Genomic DNA, 17,337 nt, shown 5'->3' on the forward strand with positions numbered 1-17,337 from the left:
TGAGCCTATTCTGCCGACAGACCCATTCGACCCGAGGTTTTGAAACACCATGACCGTACGCCTGCACCGCGGCGACCTGCCCGACCTGTCCCGCTACACCGGAGCGGTGGCGATCGACACCGAGACCATGGGGCTCAACCCCCACCGTGACCGGCTCTGCGTGGTGCAGCTCTCGCCCGGCGACGGCAGCGCCGACGTGGTGCAGATCCCCAAGGGCCACACCGACGCGCCGAACCTCAAGGCCCTCCTGGCCAATCCCGCCATCACGAAGATCTTCCATTTCGCGCGGTTCGACGTCGCGGTGCTGTACCAGACCTTCGGCGTCATGACCGGGCCGATTTATTGCACCAAGATTGCCTCGCGCCTGACCCGCACCTACACCGACCGCCACGGCCTGAAGGACCTCGTGCGCGAGGTGCTCAATGTCGACCTGTCCAAGCAGCAGCAGTCCAGCGACTGGGGTTCCGACAGCCTGACCGAGCCGCAGCTCGCCTACGCCGCCTCCGACGTGCTGCACCTGCATGCCCTGCGCGAGCGGCTCGACGCCATGCTGGTGCGGGAAGGCCGCACCGCGCTTGCCAAGGCCTGTTTCGAGTTTCTGCCGACCCGCGCCCTGCTCGACCTCCAGGGCTGGGAGGAAGAGGACATTTTCGCGCATTCGTGAAGGCCGTGCGCGGTGGTAAGCCTGAGGCTGCCGCCCCGTTTCGGACACTTTCGTAACGGCCTGTCGCGGGCTGCATATTTCGGCGGCGCCGGGTACAATGGGCGCCTTCGCCTGGACAAGGTTAGCGACACGCTGGAGCAGCGGTGAACTCGGCCCAGAATCCCACCTACGACGCCGCGCTTGCGGCGAAGTTTGCCAGCGCGGCACGCCACAGCCGCCTGGTGCGGATTCTGCGCGTCGCAGTTCCCGGCGCGGTGCTGATGTCCCTGGCCGTCATCGTCGGCGTCTCGATCTTCAATCCGTTCCGCATGATCATGCCGAAGCTGCCGCTCGATTCCGGAAACCTGGTGGTGTCGGGCACCAAGATCACCATGGAATCGCCGCACCTTGCCGGTTACACGCCGGACCGGCGGCCCTACGAGCTCTGGGCCAAGACCGCAACGCAGGACATCACCGACCCCGATCATGTCGATCTCCACGATCTGCGCGCGAAGGTGCTGATGGAGGATCAGTCCACCCTCTTCCTCGATGCCCGCAACGGCCGCTTCGACAACAAGCAGCAGCAGCTCGACCTGCACAAGGACATCTTCCTGCGCACCTCGACCGGCTATGAGGCGCGGCTGAACTCGGCCTTCGTCGACATGGGCAAGGGCACGGTCTCCTCGGACGAGCGTGTCGACGTCAAGCTGACCAACGGCACGCTGACCGCGGATCGCCTGCGCATCACGGAAGGCGGCGATCTCATCCGCTTCGAAGGCAATGTGGTGATGCATCTCGACAAGCTGGACGACGGCGCCGCGCCTCAGCCCGCGCCGCCTGAGCCTGCGCCCGTGAAGACACGTACGCCCCAGAACAAGTCTGCCAATTCAAAGTGATTTTCATGATCGGTCTTTTTCCGCGCAACGACGACAAGCGGCGCGCCATCATCGGTGCGGCCGCGCTGGCCTTCGGCGTCGCGTTGCTCGCCGGCGGTGCCGCGATCGCGCAGAGCACGATGCAGGGCGTGCCGAACGCGATGCAGGGTTTCTCGCAGAACCGCGATCAGCCGATCCAGATCGAGGCCGCATCGCTCGAGATGCGCGACAAGAAAAAGGAAGCGACCTTCGCCGGCAATGTGAAGGTCGTGCAGGGCGACACCACCATGACCTCGAAGACGCTGGTGGTGTTCTACGAATCCGGCGGTGGCGACAAGCCGGCCGCGCCGCAGCCGGCGGCGAAGGGCGCCAGCGCCAAGGGAGCGCCGATGCAGTCGGCGACACCGGGTCCCGGCGGCGCCTCGTCGATCAAGCGGCTGGAGGCGCGCGGCAATGTCGTCGTCACCCAGAAGGACCAGGTGGTGACCGGCGAGACCGCCGTGTTCGACACCAAGACCAACCTCATCACCATGCTCGGCGGCGGCCCGGCCGGCCAGGTGGTCCTGACGCAGTGCAAGAACGTGCTGCGCGGCGACCGTCTGATGGTCGACATGACCACGGGCGTGTCGCGCGTGGAATCCGACAGCGGCCGGGTGCAGGCCCTGCTGCCGCAGGGCGGCAACAATGATTGCGGCTCCGGCGGGCCGGGCGGCAAGCCTGCCGCGGGGTCGCCTCTGCAGCTGCCCGGCGCAAGTAAACCGAAGTAACTTCAAGGACTTGTTGCGGATGCTCCCGATCCGAGGTTGAAGCTTGCCCGGCGAGACTGTATCTAGCGCGCAGGGCTTTCGAAGCGGGGTCCGCCGCTTACCGGGCGTGTTTCATTGGGCATGAGACATCCCTTCATTCATGCTGCGTCGGCGAATCGCAAAGCCGGGGCGGCAGATCGCGCGAATGCCGCGAAAGGTTAGAAGGCGGGGATGGTCGATCTCTTCAGCATGTTCCGTCGGCGCCCCGCCAAGCGCGGCCGGCCAGGATTTGCGCGTCAGGACATCACCACACTCGGTGACAGCGTCGGCGGCCTCGTGGCGAGCCCGGTGCGGGATGCGCCGCCGATTGCCCGCGACCAGCCGATGCATGCGCCCGACCAGTATCAGGGCGGCTATCAAGACGACTATCAGGTCGACTACCAGCCCGAGCCGCCGCGGGCCCAGGCGGTCCATCCGGTCAGGGCCGCGGCAAGGCCGAACGGCGCCGGCGGGCCGCAGCTCTTGAAGCGGCCGGGCTACCTGGCTGTGCATAGCGTGGAAAAGGCCTTCGGCAGCCGCCAGGTCGTGCGCGGCGTCAGCATCTATGTGCGCCGCGGCGAGGCGGTCGGGCTGCTCGGCCCCAACGGTGCCGGCAAGACCACCGTGTTCTACATGATCACCGGCCTGATCAAGGCCGATCGCGGCGCGATCGAGCTCGACGGCCACGACGTCACCAAGCTGCCGATGTATCAGCGCGCGCGGCTCGGCATCGGCTATCTGCCGCAGGAAGCCTCGATCTTCCGCGGCCTCACGGTCGAGCAGAACATCCGTGCCGTGCTCGAAGTGGTCGAGCCCTCGCGCAAGAAGCGCGAGCAGCAGCTCGACTCGCTGCTCGACGAGTTCAACATCACGCGCCTGCGGAAATCACCGTCGATCGCGCTGTCGGGCGGCGAGCGCCGCCGCGTCGAGATCGCGCGCGCGCTGGCGACGCGGCCGAACTACATGCTGCTGGACGAACCCTTCGCCGGCATCGATCCGATCGCGGTCGGCGACATTCAGGATCTGGTCCGCCATCTCACCAATCGCGGCATCGGCGTGCTCATCACCGACCACAATGTGCGCGAGACGCTCGGCCTGACCGATCGCGCCTATATCGTCTATGCCGGTGAGATATTGACCGAGGGTACCCCGGAAGAGATCGTCGCCGATCCCGACGTTCGCCGCCTTTACCTTGGCGAGGAATTCCGCCTCTAGCCCTTTTTTCGGTTTCGTCAAGCCGTGTACATCGGCCCGGGACTAAGATAAGCAAGAATCGGACCAATTTCGGGAACGGTTCTTGTTAGATGGCGCTTACGCAGAGATTAGAGTTCCGGCAATCGCAGTCGCTGGTCATGACGCCGCAGCTGATGCAGGCGATCAAGCTGCTGCAGCTGTCGAATCTCGATCTCACGACCTTCGTCGAGGAGGAACTCGAGCGTAACCCCCTGCTGGAACGGGCCAGCGACGAGGCCCCCGTGGAGGCCCAGGCCGAGGCCGGCCAGTTCAGCGATCACGATGGCGAAGATTCAGGCAGTCAGGGGGGCGATGACGGCTTCAGCGGCACGGCCGATGCCTTCGAGCCGGGCCAGGAAGAATGGATGAGCAAGGATCTCGGCACCCGCGCCGAGATCGAGCAGACCCTGGACACGGGCCTGGACAACGTCTTCTCCGAGGAGCCGGCCGAGGCCGCGGCGCGCAACGCCCAGGACGCGGCCCCGACCACCTATACCGAATGGGGCGGCGGCGCCTCCGGCGATGAAGACTACAATCTCGAGGCCTTCGTCGCTGCCGAGACCACGCTGTCGGACCATCTCGCCGAGCAGCTTTCGGTCGCCTTCACCGCGCCCGCGCAGCGCATGATCGGCCAGTACCTCATCGACCTCGTCGACGAGGCCGGCTATCTGCCGCCGGATCTCGGCCAGGCCGCCGAGCGCCTTGGCGCGTCGCAGAAGGACGTCGAGGACGTCCTCGCCGTGCTGCAAAAATTCGATCCGCCCGGCGTCTGCGCGCGCAATTTGAGCGAATGCCTGGCGATCCAGCTGCGCGAACTCGACCGTTACGACCCGGCCATGCAGGCCCTGGTCGAGCATCTCGATCTTCTCGCCAAGCGCGACATCGCGTCCCTGCGCAAGCTCTGCGGCGTGGACGACGAGGACATCGCCGACATGATCGGCGAGATCCGCCGTCTCAATCCCAAGCCCGGCATGAAGTTCGGCTCGGCGCGGCTGCAGACCATGGTGCCCGACGTCTATGTCCGTCCGGGTCCGGACGGCGGCTGGCATGTCGAGCTCAACAGCGACACCTTGCCGCGCGTGCTGGTCAACCAGACCTACTATTCCGAGCTGTCGAAGAAGATCGGCAAGGACGGCGACAAGTCCTATTTCACCGACGCGCTGCAGAACGCGACGTGGCTGGTGCGCGCGCTCGACCAGCGCGCCCGCACCATCCTGAAAGTTGCAACCGAGATCGTGCGCCAGCAGGACGGCTTCTTCACCCACGGCGTCGCGCATCTGCGGCCGCTGAATCTGAAGGCCGTCGCCGACGCCATCCAGATGCATGAATCCACGGTGTCGCGCGTCACCGCCAACAAGTACATGGCGACAAATCGCGGCACATTCGAGTTGAAATATTTCTTCACGGCCTCGATCGCCTCGGCCGACGGCGGCGAGGCGCATTCGGCCGAAGCCGTGCGCCACCACATCAAGCAGCTGATCGATTCGGAGGAGCCCTCCGCGATCCTGTCCGATGATACGATCGTGGAACGCTTGCGCGCTTCGGGCATTGATATTGCCCGCCGCACGGTCGCGAAGTACCGCGAAGCCATGCGCATTCCATCCTCGGTGCAACGCCGCCGCGACAAGCAGAGCGCCCTTGGTAACGTCCTCTCGACCGCCATGTCCGACCGCTCCCGCAACACCGAACCGGCCTGATTGCGCTGGCGCCAAATCGCGCTACTCTCACTCCCCCTACGACCGATCCAAGCACGCGCATGATCCGGAAAAGCGCATAGTGGTTTTCCGAAAAGATCATGCGCAGGGAACAACCCCGGCCGCGATGACGTGTCATCATGGCCGGGTGCAAACCAAGCGAGGCATCACATGACTCTTCGGATTTCGGGCAAGAGCGTCAGTGTCGGCGAGGCCCTGCGCGGCCGCGTGACCGACCGGACTGAAGAGGTCCTGCGCAAGTATTTCGACGGCAATTATTCAGGCCACATCACGCTCAGCAAGGACGGCTTCGGCTTCCGCACCGACTGCGCGCTGCATCTGGACTCCGGCATTACGCTGGAGGCCGATTCGAATGCGCCGGACGCCTATGCCAGCGCCGATCAGGCGCTGATCATGATCGAGAAGCGCCTCAAGCGTTACAAGAGCCGCCTCAAGGACCGCTCGGCCCGCAAGGCCCATGTCGCCAGTGCGGCGCTGGCCGCGCTCGATGCCACGGCCTATGTGCTCGAAGCCCCGGGCGAGGGGGAGGACGAGGAGGAGGTCACCGGCTACAGCCCCGTGATCATCGCCGAGGCCACCACCTCCCTGAGGCAGATGTCGGTGAGCGAGGCCGTCATGGAACTCGACCTCAGCGGCGCGCCCTGCCTGGTGTTCCAGCATGGCTCCAGCGGCCGGGTGAACATCATCTACCGCCGGGCCGACGGCAATGTGGGCTGGATCGACCCGCCGGGGGCCAAACCGGACGGCAAGGCGGGCGGCTAGGGCCGAAACCCGGCCCCCGTACGACCCGCAGGCCTTAACAATGACCGGGGCAAAGCCGCACGCAGGAGTTGGCACCGGGATTGCGTTGGAGTAGAAGCGCCCCACATCAGGATGTAAGCGGGACTTGGGCTAAGTCCCGCTCCTGCTTCACCTTCTTGACGCCGGCCGCGCTCGGTTCAACCGAGCAGGCCAATTCGGAACCTGACGGTTTAATTCACCTCGGAACACTTCCATGCCGATTACCGATCTGGTCGCCCCCGAGGCGATACTTCCGGCATTGAAGGTCAACAGCAAGAAGCAGGCGCTCCAGGAATTGGCAGCCAAGGCTGCCGAGCTCACCGGCCAGAACGAGCGTGCGGTGTTCGAGGTGCTGCTGCAGCGTGAGAAGCTCGGCACCACCGCGGTCGGCTACGGCGTCGCCATCCCCCACGGCAAGCTGCCCAAGCTGGAAAAGATCTTCGGCCTGTTCGCGCGCCTCGATCGCCCGATCGATTTCGAGGCGATGGACGGCCAGCCGGTCGATCTCGTCTTCCTGCTGCTCGCCCCCGAAGGCGCCGGCGCCGATCACCTCAAGGCGCTCGCCCGCATTGCGCGCCTCTTGCGCGACCAGGACATCGCCAAGAAGCTCCGCGCCTCGCGCGACGCCCAGGCGATCTATTCGGTGCTGGCCCTGCCGCCGGCGACCGCGGCTTAGTTCTTCCCGCCCCTTCGAACCCGCGCCGCGCCGTCTGCGACATATTGGCAGCCGGGCGCTGTCGATCGAGTTCGCACACGTCCCGATCGGTTGCGCACGACGCGACCTCAAGGATTCGGCGCAGGAATTTTTCAGATATGAATTGCTGTTCGATCGGCCGGGTTTTCGGTCTGCTTTGCTCCGTCACCATCGCCGCCACGGCGGTGGCCCGCGCTGACGGGGCATCCAACGACCGCGTCATCGCGGAGAAGACCGACATCATCGCGGCCGATCCGGCCAATGCGGCCGCTTACGAGCTGCGCGGCGAAGCCTACTATCTCAAGCGGGACTGGAATCGCGCCTTCGACGATTGCAGTGCTGCGATCCGGATCGATCCGAACTTCGGGCGTGCCTATCATTGCCGCGGCCGCGCCTATTCCGCCAAGGGCGACCGCGATCGCGCGATGGCCGACTACAACGAGGCCATCCGCCTCGATCCCGACTATGGCGCGCCCTACACCTCGCGCGCCGAGGAATATTTCAATCACCGCGATTTCGATCTCGCGATCGCCGGCTTCACCGAGGCCATCGAGCGCAGCCCCAAGCAGGCCTACCGTGCGCTTATGATGCGCGGGCAGGTCTATGCGGTGAAGGGCGACGCCGATCGCGCCGCCGCCGATTACACCGAGGCGATGCAGCGGAATCCGGCGGCTGCCTGGCCCTACGAGCTGCGAAGCAATGTTCGTCTCAACAAGGGCGAGGTCGATGCAGCCCTGGAGGACTGCGACAGCGCCGTCCGTCTCGAGCCTGGAAGTGCCGGCGGCCATTATTGCCGGGCCATCGTGTTCCTGAACAAGGATGACACCGACGGCACTATCAGGGAGTTGGATGACGTCACCAGAATGACGCCGTCTTTCCCGAAGGCCTATCGCATTCGAGGCGTCGTCCTGCACAGGAAGGGCGACGACAAACGCGCTCTTGCCGATCTCGGCGAAGCGATCCGGCTACAGCCGCGAGATTCGGAGGCCTATAACGATCGCGCCGGCGTGTTTCGCGACCTCGGACAGCACGACCGCGCGCTCGCCGACTACAATGAGGCCATCCGGCTCGATCCAAAAAGCCAGACCGCGCTGGCCAATCGCGGCCTCCTCTACATGCTGATGTCGGATTACAAGCATGCGCGCGCGGACTTCAACAGCGTGCTCGCGCTGCCACCGACCGAGAAATGGGCCGTCGACACGGCGCGCGAAGGGCTTGGCTTTGTGAAGTGACGGCGTGCCGCGGGCTGCGCTGCAGCGTCTTTATTGCGAGCGGACATTCTCCGCTCTCATGCCCCGGACGCAGCGCAGCGCTTCTTCAGCGGTGCGCTGCAGAGCCGGGGCCCATGTCGCCGCATCGAGCGTGCTGCTTTCTGGGTCCCGGCTCTGCGCCGCATCGCTTCGCGCTGCGTCGCGTTCGGGACACGAGAGCAGAGTGTGCTGCAGCCTCACACTCCGTCATTGCGAGCGCGGATATCCCACCACCGTCATTGCGAGGAGCTCTTGCGACGAAGCAATCCAGACTGTCGCCGCGGAAAGACTCTGGATTGCTTCCGCCTTCGCCAAGGCTTCGGCGGACAAGGCGCTGCGCTCGCAACGACGATGGGGAACGTCATCGCGTCAAAATGAAAACGGGCATGCCTTCATTCCGGCAATCCCGCCCGCCGCAACCCTTCGCCGGAGCGCCAGGCATCGTCGGCGCGCCGGTAGGGGTCGTAGATCGCCGCCAGATTGGAGACGCATTCGCCGGGATATTCTGAATGGTCCGTCCATGAGTTTGCGATCCCGCTGGGTCCAAGGCTCCGGCACGAGGCTAGGGCGAAGACCGGCCGCCACCTGGAATGCGCCGCCCCCGGGACGAGCGCGCGGCGCTAACACTGTGTCCGGTCGGACACAGAAAAAGTGAATTGGTAGCGGATCTGGTGGCACACCTTGCGGGCGCCACGTGCCCCCTGCAATCTCCAGTCATCTGCCGGCAAGGCCTCCAATATTCAGCCGATACGGCGGCACAAACGCTGGTGGGGGCATGTCGAAACAGAGTCCGGCGCAGGGTGTGCCGCGCGTCCTTTCATCGCCGATCGATCTTGATGCGCCGAAACGGCGTGGCTCGTTGCTTGCGAGCACGGCCGTCGCGGGCGTGTTCGTTGCGGTAATCGCCGGCCATCCGGGGCGCGCGCTGGCGCAATCCTGCTCGACCAGCGGCTCCAGCCCGGTCACCGTGCTATGCGACGCGCCCGGCGGCACGATCACGACCGCGAATACAACCAACAGCACCAGCCCGAACGCCGCGACCAACGACCGGGTGCAATCGTTCAATGCCGATATGATCGGCACCGTGACCGCCAGCACCACCGTCAACGGGTTCGGTCTTCAGCTTGCTCCGACCGGCTCCGGCCGGGCCATCACGATGACCAACAGCGGCGTCGTGACGACGAACCAGGCGGCTGTCTCCGCAATCGGCCTTGTCGGCAACGGCGGGGCCGTCAGCTACTCGGGCAGCGGCAGCGTCATCAACACGGCCGCTGGCACGGCGCTCAGTGCCTCCAATACAGGCAGCGGCTCCGTGCTTGTCACGAGCGACGGCAGCGTGACTACCGGCGCCGGAGGCACCGGCATTGACGCTGCGACCAGCGGTACCGGCAGCGTGACCGTCAGCGGCAGCGGCAGCGTGACGTCGGGCCTCGGCATCAGCGCGGCAGCAAGCGGTGGCGGCGACGTGACGGTGACCGGAAGCGGCGCGATCACCGCGGGCGGCCAGGGCATTCACGCGACGGCGTCCGGCGGCAACGGCAATATCGTGATTGCACGTGACGGCGTCATCTCCTCCGGCGGGATTGCCATCGTGACGTCGGTTGCTGGTGCGGGCACGTCGACCGTGACCATCTCCAGGGACGTGACGTCGAGCGCTGGCGAAGGCGTGTTGGCCAGCACGCAAGCCGGAACCAATACGGTGACCGTCACCGGCGGCACGGTCCGCTCAAACTTTCCTGGCTCGAACGCCATCAGTGTGGGGTCGAGCAGCGGCGCCATCAACGTCACGATCGGATCGGCCGCGACCTTGCGCACATGGAACAGTGGCGGCGGTGTCGGCATTGGAGCATTTTCCTCGACGGGCAATGTCACGATCGCGAACAGCGGCACGATCATCGGTAACGTGGGTGGGGTCAGCACGCTCACGGCCGGTGTCTCGACGGTCATCAATGCCGGCAGCATCACGGGCCTCACCGGCACCGCGGTGCGCTTCGGTTCCGGCAGCAATAACCTCCTCGTGATGGACGGGTCGAACGCAAAGCTCGTCGGCCTCGCGATCGGCCACGGCACGGACACCTTCCGTTTCGCGGGCAGCGGGAGCAACAGTTTCGACGTCGGCCAGATATCGACCGGGTGGGCGCTGCTCGACAAGACGGGGTCGTCCAACTGGACGCTCACGGGCACCGCGACCTATGTCGGACCGGTGACGGTGAACGGCGGTACGCTGGCGGTGAACGGCGATCTTTCCTCGGCCAGCAGCCTCGCGGTGAATGCCGGCGGCACGCTCGGCGGCAACGGCATTCTCGGTGCCGTCGCCATCAATGGCGGCACTCTGGCGCCGGGCAATTCGATCGGCACGCTGACCACAGCGAGCCTGACCATGACGGCGGCCTCGACCTATCTGGTGCAGGTCTCCGGCGCGACCTCCGACAAGACCATCGTCACGGGCGTCGCCAGCATCAATGGCAAGGTGGTGGTGGATCCGCTGACGCGGGTGGCGGCGACGACGACCTACACGATCATGAGCGCGGGCACGGTGAGCGGCAGCTTCACCGGCGCCGAATTCCTCGCCGCCAACAGCTTTGCCCGTAACGCGCGGCTGAGCTATGTCGGCAACGACGTGCTGCTGACGCTTGATGCCGGCACGCTCTCGTCCTCGCTGCCGGGCAATGCCAACATCAATCAGCGGAACGTCGCGGCCGGAATCGACGGTGCGCTGCTCGGCGGCGCTGCGATGCCGGCCAGCTTCAATGCGCTTTTCGCGCTTTCGGGCACCCCTCTGCTCAATGCGCTGACGCAGGTCTCGGGCGAGACCGCGACCGGCACACAGCAGACCACGTTCAATGCGATGAACATGTTCCTGGGCCTGTTGACCGATCCGTTCGTGGCCGGACGCGACGATCCGCGCTCGCCCAGTGGCGCGACGGGTTATGCGGCTGACGACAGCGACGCGCTCGCCTATGCCGGCGGCCGCAAGCGTACCGGCGCCGAGCGTGACGCCTACGCCGCGATCTATCGTAAAGCTCCGGTGCAGTCCTTCGAACAGCGCTGGAATGTGTGGGCGGCCGGCTTCGGCGGCTCGCAGACCACCGACGGCAACGCGACGCTCGGCTCCAACGCCGCCACCAGCCGCATCGCGGGCGCGACCGCGGGCGCCGATTACTGGTTCTCGCCGAACACCGTGGCCGGCTTCGCGCTCGCCGGCGGTGGCACAAGCTTCTCGGTGGCAAATGGCGGCACCGGCCGCTCCGACCTGTTCCAGGCCGGCGCCTTCGTGCGCCACAATGCAGGTGCGGCCTATGTCACGGGCGCGCTCGCCTATGGCTGGCAGGACATCACCACCGATCGCAATGTCACCATCGCAGGCCTCGATCATCTCCAGGCGCGCTTCAACGCGAATGCGTATTCCGGCCGGCTGGAAGGTGGCTATCGCTTCGTCGCCCCCGTGATCGGCGGCGTCGGCCTCACGCCTTACGCGGCAGCCCAATTCACCACGTTCGATCTGCCCGCCTATGCGGAGCAGGCGGTGACCGGCAATAACACCTTCGCCCTGAGCTACGCCTCGAAGAGCGTCACCGACACCCGCAGCGAGCTAGGCCTGCGCACCGACAAGTCCTTCGCCATGGCCGACGGCATCGCCACCCTGCGCGGCCGCCTCGCCTGGGCCCACGATTTCAATCCCGATCGCGCGATCGGCGCGACCTTCCAGGCGCTGCCCGGTTCGAGCTTCGTCGTCAATGGCGCGGCGCAAGCCGCCGACTCGGCGCTCGTCACGGCGTCGGTTGAAAAGAAGTGGGCGACCGGCTGGTCCGCGGCCGGCACGTTCGAAGGCGAGTTCTCGAACGTCACGCGCAGCTACGCCGGCAAGGGCGTGGTGCGCTACGCGTGGTGAGAGCGGCGGCGCATCGCGCTGCGTCGCGTCCGGGACACGAGAGCTGAGGACGCGATAGCCTCGCAATGACGACGCGGAGCCTTCATCTTACAAAACAAAACGGGCACGCCTTCGTGTGAAGGCATGCCCGCCAAAATTCCAATGATGCGATCCGCGCGTGCTTTAGTGCACGCTCACCGCCTGCAGCTCGTTGCTCCAGGCATTCGCGACCGCGGCTTCGCGGCTGTCGGTCAGCATGATCGGCGTGCCGTCGGCGGCGTGGAGCGCAAAAAGCTTGAGACCCGGCGCAATCTTGGGCGCCTCGGGAAACAGGTCCGGCACATCCTCGGAGCGGATCTGCTTCACATAGGCGATGTGACCTTCGCCCAGGGTTGCCAGCGTCTCCGGGGAGACGTTCTTGGCTTCGAATTCGAACGCAACGTGACCTTCACTCATGGTCTCGACTCCTCTAACGAACTAAGCGGTCGAGTCCGCTACTCGTTCCATTATTCGTGCTCATTGATAGCGATTGTCTTAACGATCCTCTCCGGTTCAGGCCGGGCCAGGTCGATCGACAACAACCCGTTCTTCAGATCCGCACCCAGCACCAGCATCCCCTCCGCCAGCACGAAGGTGCGCTGGAAGTGGCGCGCGGCGATGCCGCGATGGATGTATTGCCGGGCCTTGTCGTCCTGCTGCCGCCCGCGGATCACGAGCTGGTTTTCCTCAATGGTTACATCGAGTTGGTCGCGGGTGAAGCCGGCGACCGCCAGCGTGATGCGCAAACGCTCGGGCTGGTTGTCCGCGCCGTTGCACCGCTCGATATTGTAGGGAGGGTAGCCGTCGGCGCCTTTGACGACGCGGTCGAGCACGCGCTCGATCTCGTCGAAGCCCAGAAGGAACGGACTGGAAAGCGTGGGAACACGAGACATAGTTTACAAAGTCCTCTCGAAGCGACTTTGGTGTTTCGGGGCCCGATGAAGGCACCCCTTGGTCAGCAATATGGGCATATCCCTGTGGTGGTTCAAGGACGTAGCCGGGGGCTGTGGATGGCCGCTCCTGCCGCCCACCCCCTCTGCCATCGCACAAAATGCTTACAATTCGTGGTGGGCCCGCAAGGGTGGGCATGACGAATCGGTGAGCCGATTTATCCCAATGAAAACAGCACCCCTTCTACTGTGCATGGGGTTGTTTTCGAACTTTTGAGCGTGGGGCCCTTCGGAACCGGTCAGGCCTCGATCCGCGTCCGTCCGTCGCCGCTGAACAAATGCAGCTTCTGGCGAACCGCGGCGACCCGGATCCTCGCGCCGATGGCGGGCGCCTCGGTTCCGGGGATACGGACGATGATCTCGCCGGGCGGCAGCTCGCCCGGGGTGGCGGCGACGCGCTGGTCCTCATGCTGGCGCGAGCCGTAAACGAAGGTTTCGGCGCCGACGCGCTCTATGGCCTCGACGGTCAGCGGCAGGGCGACGCCGCCGGCGGGCGTCTGGTCGGTGATGGCGAAATCCTCCGGGCGGATGCCGACGATGCCGGCATCGGCGGCGCTGCCGCCGAGCTGCGATTTGATCTCGTCGGCGCGCGTCGACATCAAATTCATCGGCGGCGCGCCGATGAAGGAGGCGACGAAGGTGGTCGCCGGCTTCTCGTAGATCGCCAGGGGATTGCCGACCTGCTCGACCTGGCCGCCGTTCATCACGACGAGAATGTCGGCGAGCGTCATCGCCTCGAGCTGGTCGTGGGTGACGTAGATCGAGGTGACGTTGAGCCGGCGCTGCAATTTGCGGATCTCGACGCGCATCGAAATGCGCAGCTTGGCGTCGAGGTTGGAGAGCGGCTCGTCGAACAGGAACACCTTCGGCTGGCGCACGATGGCGCGGCCCATGGCGACGCGCTGGCGCTGGCCGCCGGAGAGCTGGCGCGGCTTGCGCTCCAGCATCGCGGAGAGCTCGAGGACGCGCGCGGCTTCCTCGACGCGGGTCTTGATCTCGGCTTCGGCCATGCCGCGGTTGCGCAGGCCGTAGGCCATGTTGTTGTAGACGCTCATATGCGGATAGAGCGCGTAGTTCTGGAACACCATCGCGATGTCGCGATCGGCGGGCTCGACCTGGTTGACGACGCGGCCGCCGATGTCGATCTCGCCGCCGGTGACGGTCTCGAGGCCTGCGACCATGCGCAGCAGCGTGGACTTGCCGCAGCCGGAGGGGCCGACCAGCACGCAGAACTGCCCGTCCGCGACATCGACGTTGACGCCTTTGATGGCCTCGAAGCCGCCGGTGTAGGTCTTGCGGACGTTGCGCAGGGTAACGTTGGCCATGAAAACTCGCTTGTTACTTTTCCGTCTCGACCAGGCCGCGCACGAACAATTTCTGCATGACGACGACGACGAACACCGGCGGCAGCATGGCCAGCGCGGCGGTCGCCATCACGATCGGCCATTCGGTCAGCGCGTCGGTGGTGGTGATCATCTTGCGGATGCCGACCTGGATGGTCTGCATGTCGTCGCGGGTGGTGATGAGCAGCGGCCAGAGATATTGATTCCAGCCGAGGATGAAGAGGATCACGAACAGCGCGGCCATGTTGGTGCGCGACAGCGGCAGCAGCGTATCCCAGAAGAAGCGCAAGGGGCCGGCGCCGTCGATGCGCGAGGCCTCCAGCAATTCATCTGGCACCGTCATGAAGAACTGGCGGAACAGCAGCGTCGCGGTGGCGGATGCGATCAGCGGCAAAGCGAGGCCAGCATAGCTGTCGAGCATGTGCAGATCGGCGACGATCTTGTATGTCGGATAGATGCGCACCTCGACCGGCAGCATCAGCGTGATGAAGATGATCCAGAAGATCGACATCCGGAACGGAAAGCGGAAATACACGATCGCATAGGCCGAGATGATGGAGATCGCGATCTTGCCGATCGCGATCGCCAGCGCCATCACCAGCGAATTGAGCATCATGTTGCCGACGGGCTCGCGGGTCGAGCCGCTCGTGCCGACGAAGATGGTCTGGTAGTAGACCTCGAAGAAGTGGCCACCCGGCAGCAGCGACATCTGCCCGTTGGCGATCAGCGCGTTGTCCTGGGTCGAGGCGACGATCGCGATATAGACCGGGAACGCGACGATCGCGATCCCGATCCAGAGGATGAAATGGGCGACGTAGCGCCGGATACCCTCGTCCTCGACCATCAGTAGGTCACCTTGCGTTCGACGAAGCGGAACTGGATTCCGGTGAGCACGATGACCATGATCATCAGGATCACCGACTGCGCCGCCGAGCTGCCGAGATTGCCGCCGAGCAGGCCGTCGGAATAGACCTTGTAGACCAGCGTGACGGTCGACGTGCCGGGACCGCCGCGGGTCATGGTGTCGATGATGCCGAACGTGTCGAAGAAGGCGTAGACGATGTTGACGACCAGCAGGAAGAAGATGGTCGGCGACAGCAGCGGGAAGGTCACGGTCCAGAACCGCCGCATCGGGCGCGCGCCGTCGATCGCGGCGGCCTCGAATACGCTCTTCGGGATCGCCTGCAGGCCGGCGAGGAAGAACAGGAAGTTGTAGGAGATCTGCTTCCACGCGGCGGCGAGGATGATCAGGCCTGCGGCCTGGTTGCCGTCAAGCAGCGGATTCCAGTCGACGCCGGCGGCGCGCAAGTAGCGCGAGACCACCCCGAGCGAGGGATGCAGCATGAAGATCCAGAGCACGCCGACCACGGGCGGCGCCACCGCATAGGGCCAGATCAGCAGCGTGCGGTAGAGCATCGAGCCGCGCAGCGGCTTGTCGGCCATCACCGCGAGCAGCAGCGCGAACGACAGCGACGAGATCGCGATGGCGAATGAGAAGAAGAATGTGCGGACGATCGCCTCGAAATAGGCGGGGTCCTTGAACAGCTCGATGTAATTGTCGAACCAGACGAAGGTCGTCGACAGGCCGAAGGCGTCCTGCAGCAGGAAGGACTGGATCACCGCCTGCAGGGCCGGCCAATAGAAGAAAATCAGGACGATCGCGAGCTGCGGCGCAACCAGCGCGTAGGGCAATAGCTTCGATTGGAAAATGGCTTGCTTTTGCATGATGCCCCGAGAGCGGCAGGCCGGGTGGCCGGCCTGCCGCCAGTCGCCTTACTTCACGGCGGTCTTTTCGAACTGCCGCAGCATGGTGTTGCCGCGCTCGACGGCGGCGTCGAGAGCCTGCTTGGCGGTCTTCTTGCCGGCCAGAGCCTGCTCGATCTCCTCCGACCAGACGTCACGCAGCTGAACCATGTTGCCGAGGCGCAGGCCGCGCGAATTGTCGGTCGGCTCCTTGTTGGTCAGCTCGATCAGCGGGGTCTCGAGATAGGGCTGATCCTTGTAGAAGCCTTCTTCCTTCGCCTTGGCGTAGGCCGCCTTGGTGATCGGCAGATAGCCCGAGGCCTTGTGGATGTAGACCTGGCGATCGGTGTCCGAGAGGAAAGTCAGGAACTTCGCGACGCCCTTGTATTCGTCGGCCGACTTGCCGCCCATCACCCAGAGCGAAGCACCGCCGATGATCGAGTTCTGCGGTGCGCCCTTGACGTCCGGATAATACGGCATCGGCACCGCGGTGAAGTTGAACTTGGCCTGCGCCTTGACGTTGCCGAAGAACGCCGACGAGGTCAGGTAGATCGGGCATTCGCCCGAGGTGAAGCGGCCTTCGCCGGTGTTGGTGCGGCCGGCATAGTCGTAGACCTTGGTCTTCTGCAGCTCGACTAGGTTCTCGAGATGCTTGACCTGGAGCGGTCCGTTGAACTCGAGCACGGTGTCGAAGCCGTCGAGGCCGTTGGCCTTGCTGGAGAGCGGCACGTTGTGCCAGGCCGAGAGCTGCTCGAGATTGACCCAGGTGACCCAGGAGCCGGAGAAGCCGCAGGTGTCGTGACCGGCCGCCTTCAGCTTCTTGCCGGCCTCGAACACCTCGGGCCAGGTCTTGGGGATCTCGACATTGGCCTTCTTCAGCTCGTCGAGATTGACCCACATTACGGTCGACGACGAGTTGAAGGGGAAGGACAGCATCTCGCCCTTCGAGGTCGAGTAATAGCCGGTGATCGCGGACAGATAGTTCTTCGGATCGAACTTCTCGCCGGCGTCCGCCATCAGCTTGTAGACGGGCTTCACGGCGCCGGTCGCGGCCATCATGGTCGCGGTGCCGACTTCGAACACCTGCATGATGTGCGGGGCGTTGCCGGCGCGGAACGCGGCGATGCCGGCGTTCATCGTATCGGGGTAGTTGCCCTTGTAGGTGGGGATCACCTTGTAGTCGGTCTGCGATGCGTTGAAGTCGTTGGCGAGCTTGACGATGACGTCGTTGTTGGCGCCGGTCATCGCGTGCCACCACTGGATTTCCGTGACGGCCAGGGCCGGCGAGGCGCCGAGTCCAACCGTGAGTGCAACAGCAGCAGCCGCGCCAAAATGTCGAAGAGCCATCAAGAAAACCTCCCTTGCCCGTCAATCGAGAAGCGCTTGCGCTAGCAGCGCCATATGACGTTCACATGA

At 64.9% G+C, this 17,337-nt stretch carries 15 protein-coding genes; 9 read left to right on the forward strand and 6 right to left on the reverse strand.

The features are described 5' to 3' along the window. Positions 1 to 49: 49 nt before the first annotated feature. The 9 genes from JQ617_RS22325 (at position 50) to JQ617_RS22365 (ending at position 11,867) form a co-directional block, all read left to right on the forward strand. A complete protein-coding gene (locus tag JQ617_RS22325) occupies positions 50 to 664 on the forward strand; it encodes a ribonuclease D (protein WP_145657532.1) in 615 nt (204 codons plus the stop codon). 143 nt (positions 665 to 807) lie between these two features. Further along, positions 808 to 1,539 (forward strand): LPS export ABC transporter periplasmic protein LptC, encoded by a 732-nt coding sequence (gene lptC, locus JQ617_RS22330; protein ID WP_212028152.1) that lies wholly within the window; start codon positions 808 to 810, stop codon positions 1,537 to 1,539. 5 nt (positions 1,540 to 1,544) lie between these two features. Beyond that, on the forward strand, positions 1,545 to 2,285 hold the full coding sequence (locus JQ617_RS22335; RefSeq protein WP_212028153.1) for an LptA/OstA family protein: 741 nt from the start codon (positions 1,545 to 1,547) through the stop codon (positions 2,283 to 2,285). Positions 2,286 to 2,495: 210 nt separating this feature from the next. After that, on the forward strand, positions 2,496 to 3,518 hold the full coding sequence (lptB, locus tag JQ617_RS22340; protein ID WP_212028154.1) for an LPS export ABC transporter ATP-binding protein: 1,023 nt from the start codon (positions 2,496 to 2,498) through the stop codon (positions 3,516 to 3,518). 89 nt (positions 3,519 to 3,607) lie between these two features. After that, a complete protein-coding gene (rpoN, locus tag JQ617_RS22345; RefSeq protein ID WP_212028155.1) occupies positions 3,608 to 5,233 on the forward strand; it encodes an RNA polymerase factor sigma-54 in 1,626 nt (541 codons plus the stop codon). 168 nt (positions 5,234 to 5,401) lie between these two features. Next, a complete protein-coding gene (hpf, locus tag JQ617_RS22350; RefSeq protein ID WP_063685693.1) occupies positions 5,402 to 6,013 on the forward strand; it encodes a ribosome hibernation-promoting factor, HPF/YfiA family in 612 nt (203 codons plus the stop codon). Positions 6,014 to 6,245: 232 nt separating this feature from the next. Next, on the forward strand, positions 6,246 to 6,707 hold the full coding sequence (ptsN, locus tag JQ617_RS22355) for a PTS IIA-like nitrogen regulatory protein PtsN (protein WP_063681444.1): 462 nt from the start codon (positions 6,246 to 6,248) through the stop codon (positions 6,705 to 6,707). 137 nt (positions 6,708 to 6,844) lie between these two features. Next, positions 6,845 to 7,957: a tetratricopeptide repeat protein gene (locus JQ617_RS22360; RefSeq protein WP_212028156.1), complete on the forward strand. Its 1,113-nt coding sequence runs from the start codon at positions 6,845 to 6,847 to the stop codon at positions 7,955 to 7,957. A gap of 793 nt (positions 7,958 to 8,750) precedes the next feature. Then, complete coding sequence (locus tag JQ617_RS22365) at positions 8,751 to 11,867, forward strand: autotransporter outer membrane beta-barrel domain-containing protein (protein ID WP_212028157.1); 3,117 nt, start codon at positions 8,751 to 8,753, stop codon at positions 11,865 to 11,867. A gap of 162 nt (positions 11,868 to 12,029) precedes the next feature. On the opposite strand, the gene JQ617_RS22370 is transcribed toward JQ617_RS22365, so the two are convergent. The 6 genes from JQ617_RS22370 to ugpB form a co-directional block, all read right to left on the reverse strand. After that, the gene (locus JQ617_RS22370) at positions 12,030 to 12,302 is read right to left on the reverse strand and encodes a BQ00720 family protein (RefSeq protein WP_063685700.1); all 273 of its coding nucleotides are present in this window, start codon (positions 12,300 to 12,302) and stop codon (positions 12,030 to 12,032) included. 50 nt (positions 12,303 to 12,352) lie between these two features. Then, the gene (locus tag JQ617_RS22375; protein ID WP_063685702.1) at positions 12,353 to 12,778 is read right to left on the reverse strand and encodes an Hsp20 family protein; all 426 of its coding nucleotides are present in this window, start codon (positions 12,776 to 12,778) and stop codon (positions 12,353 to 12,355) included. Positions 12,779 to 13,074: 296 nt separating this feature from the next. Continuing rightward, the gene (locus JQ617_RS22380; RefSeq protein WP_212028158.1) at positions 13,075 to 14,160 is read right to left on the reverse strand and encodes a sn-glycerol-3-phosphate import ATP-binding protein UgpC; all 1,086 of its coding nucleotides are present in this window, start codon (positions 14,158 to 14,160) and stop codon (positions 13,075 to 13,077) included. Positions 14,161 to 14,173: 13 nt separating this feature from the next. Next, positions 14,174 to 15,022 (reverse strand): sn-glycerol-3-phosphate ABC transporter permease UgpE, encoded by an 849-nt coding sequence (gene ugpE / locus JQ617_RS22385; RefSeq protein ID WP_212028159.1) that lies wholly within the window; start codon positions 15,020 to 15,022, stop codon positions 14,174 to 14,176. Beyond that, positions 15,022 to 15,903: a sn-glycerol-3-phosphate ABC transporter permease UgpA gene (gene ugpA, locus JQ617_RS22390; protein WP_212028160.1), complete on the reverse strand. Its 882-nt coding sequence runs from the start codon at positions 15,901 to 15,903 to the stop codon at positions 15,022 to 15,024. The genes ugpE and ugpA overlap by 1 nt, the downstream gene beginning before the upstream one ends. A gap of 48 nt (positions 15,904 to 15,951) precedes the next feature. Further along, entirely contained in the window at positions 15,952 to 17,268 is a 1,317-nt protein-coding gene (ugpB, locus tag JQ617_RS22395; protein ID WP_212028161.1) for a sn-glycerol-3-phosphate ABC transporter substrate-binding protein UgpB, read from the reverse strand. Positions 17,269 to 17,337 lie beyond the last annotated feature (69 nt).

This window comes from Bradyrhizobium sp. KB893862 SZCCT0404 (assembly GCF_018130885.1).
Classification (GTDB): Bacteria; Pseudomonadota; Alphaproteobacteria; order Rhizobiales; family Xanthobacteraceae; genus Bradyrhizobium; species Bradyrhizobium stylosanthis.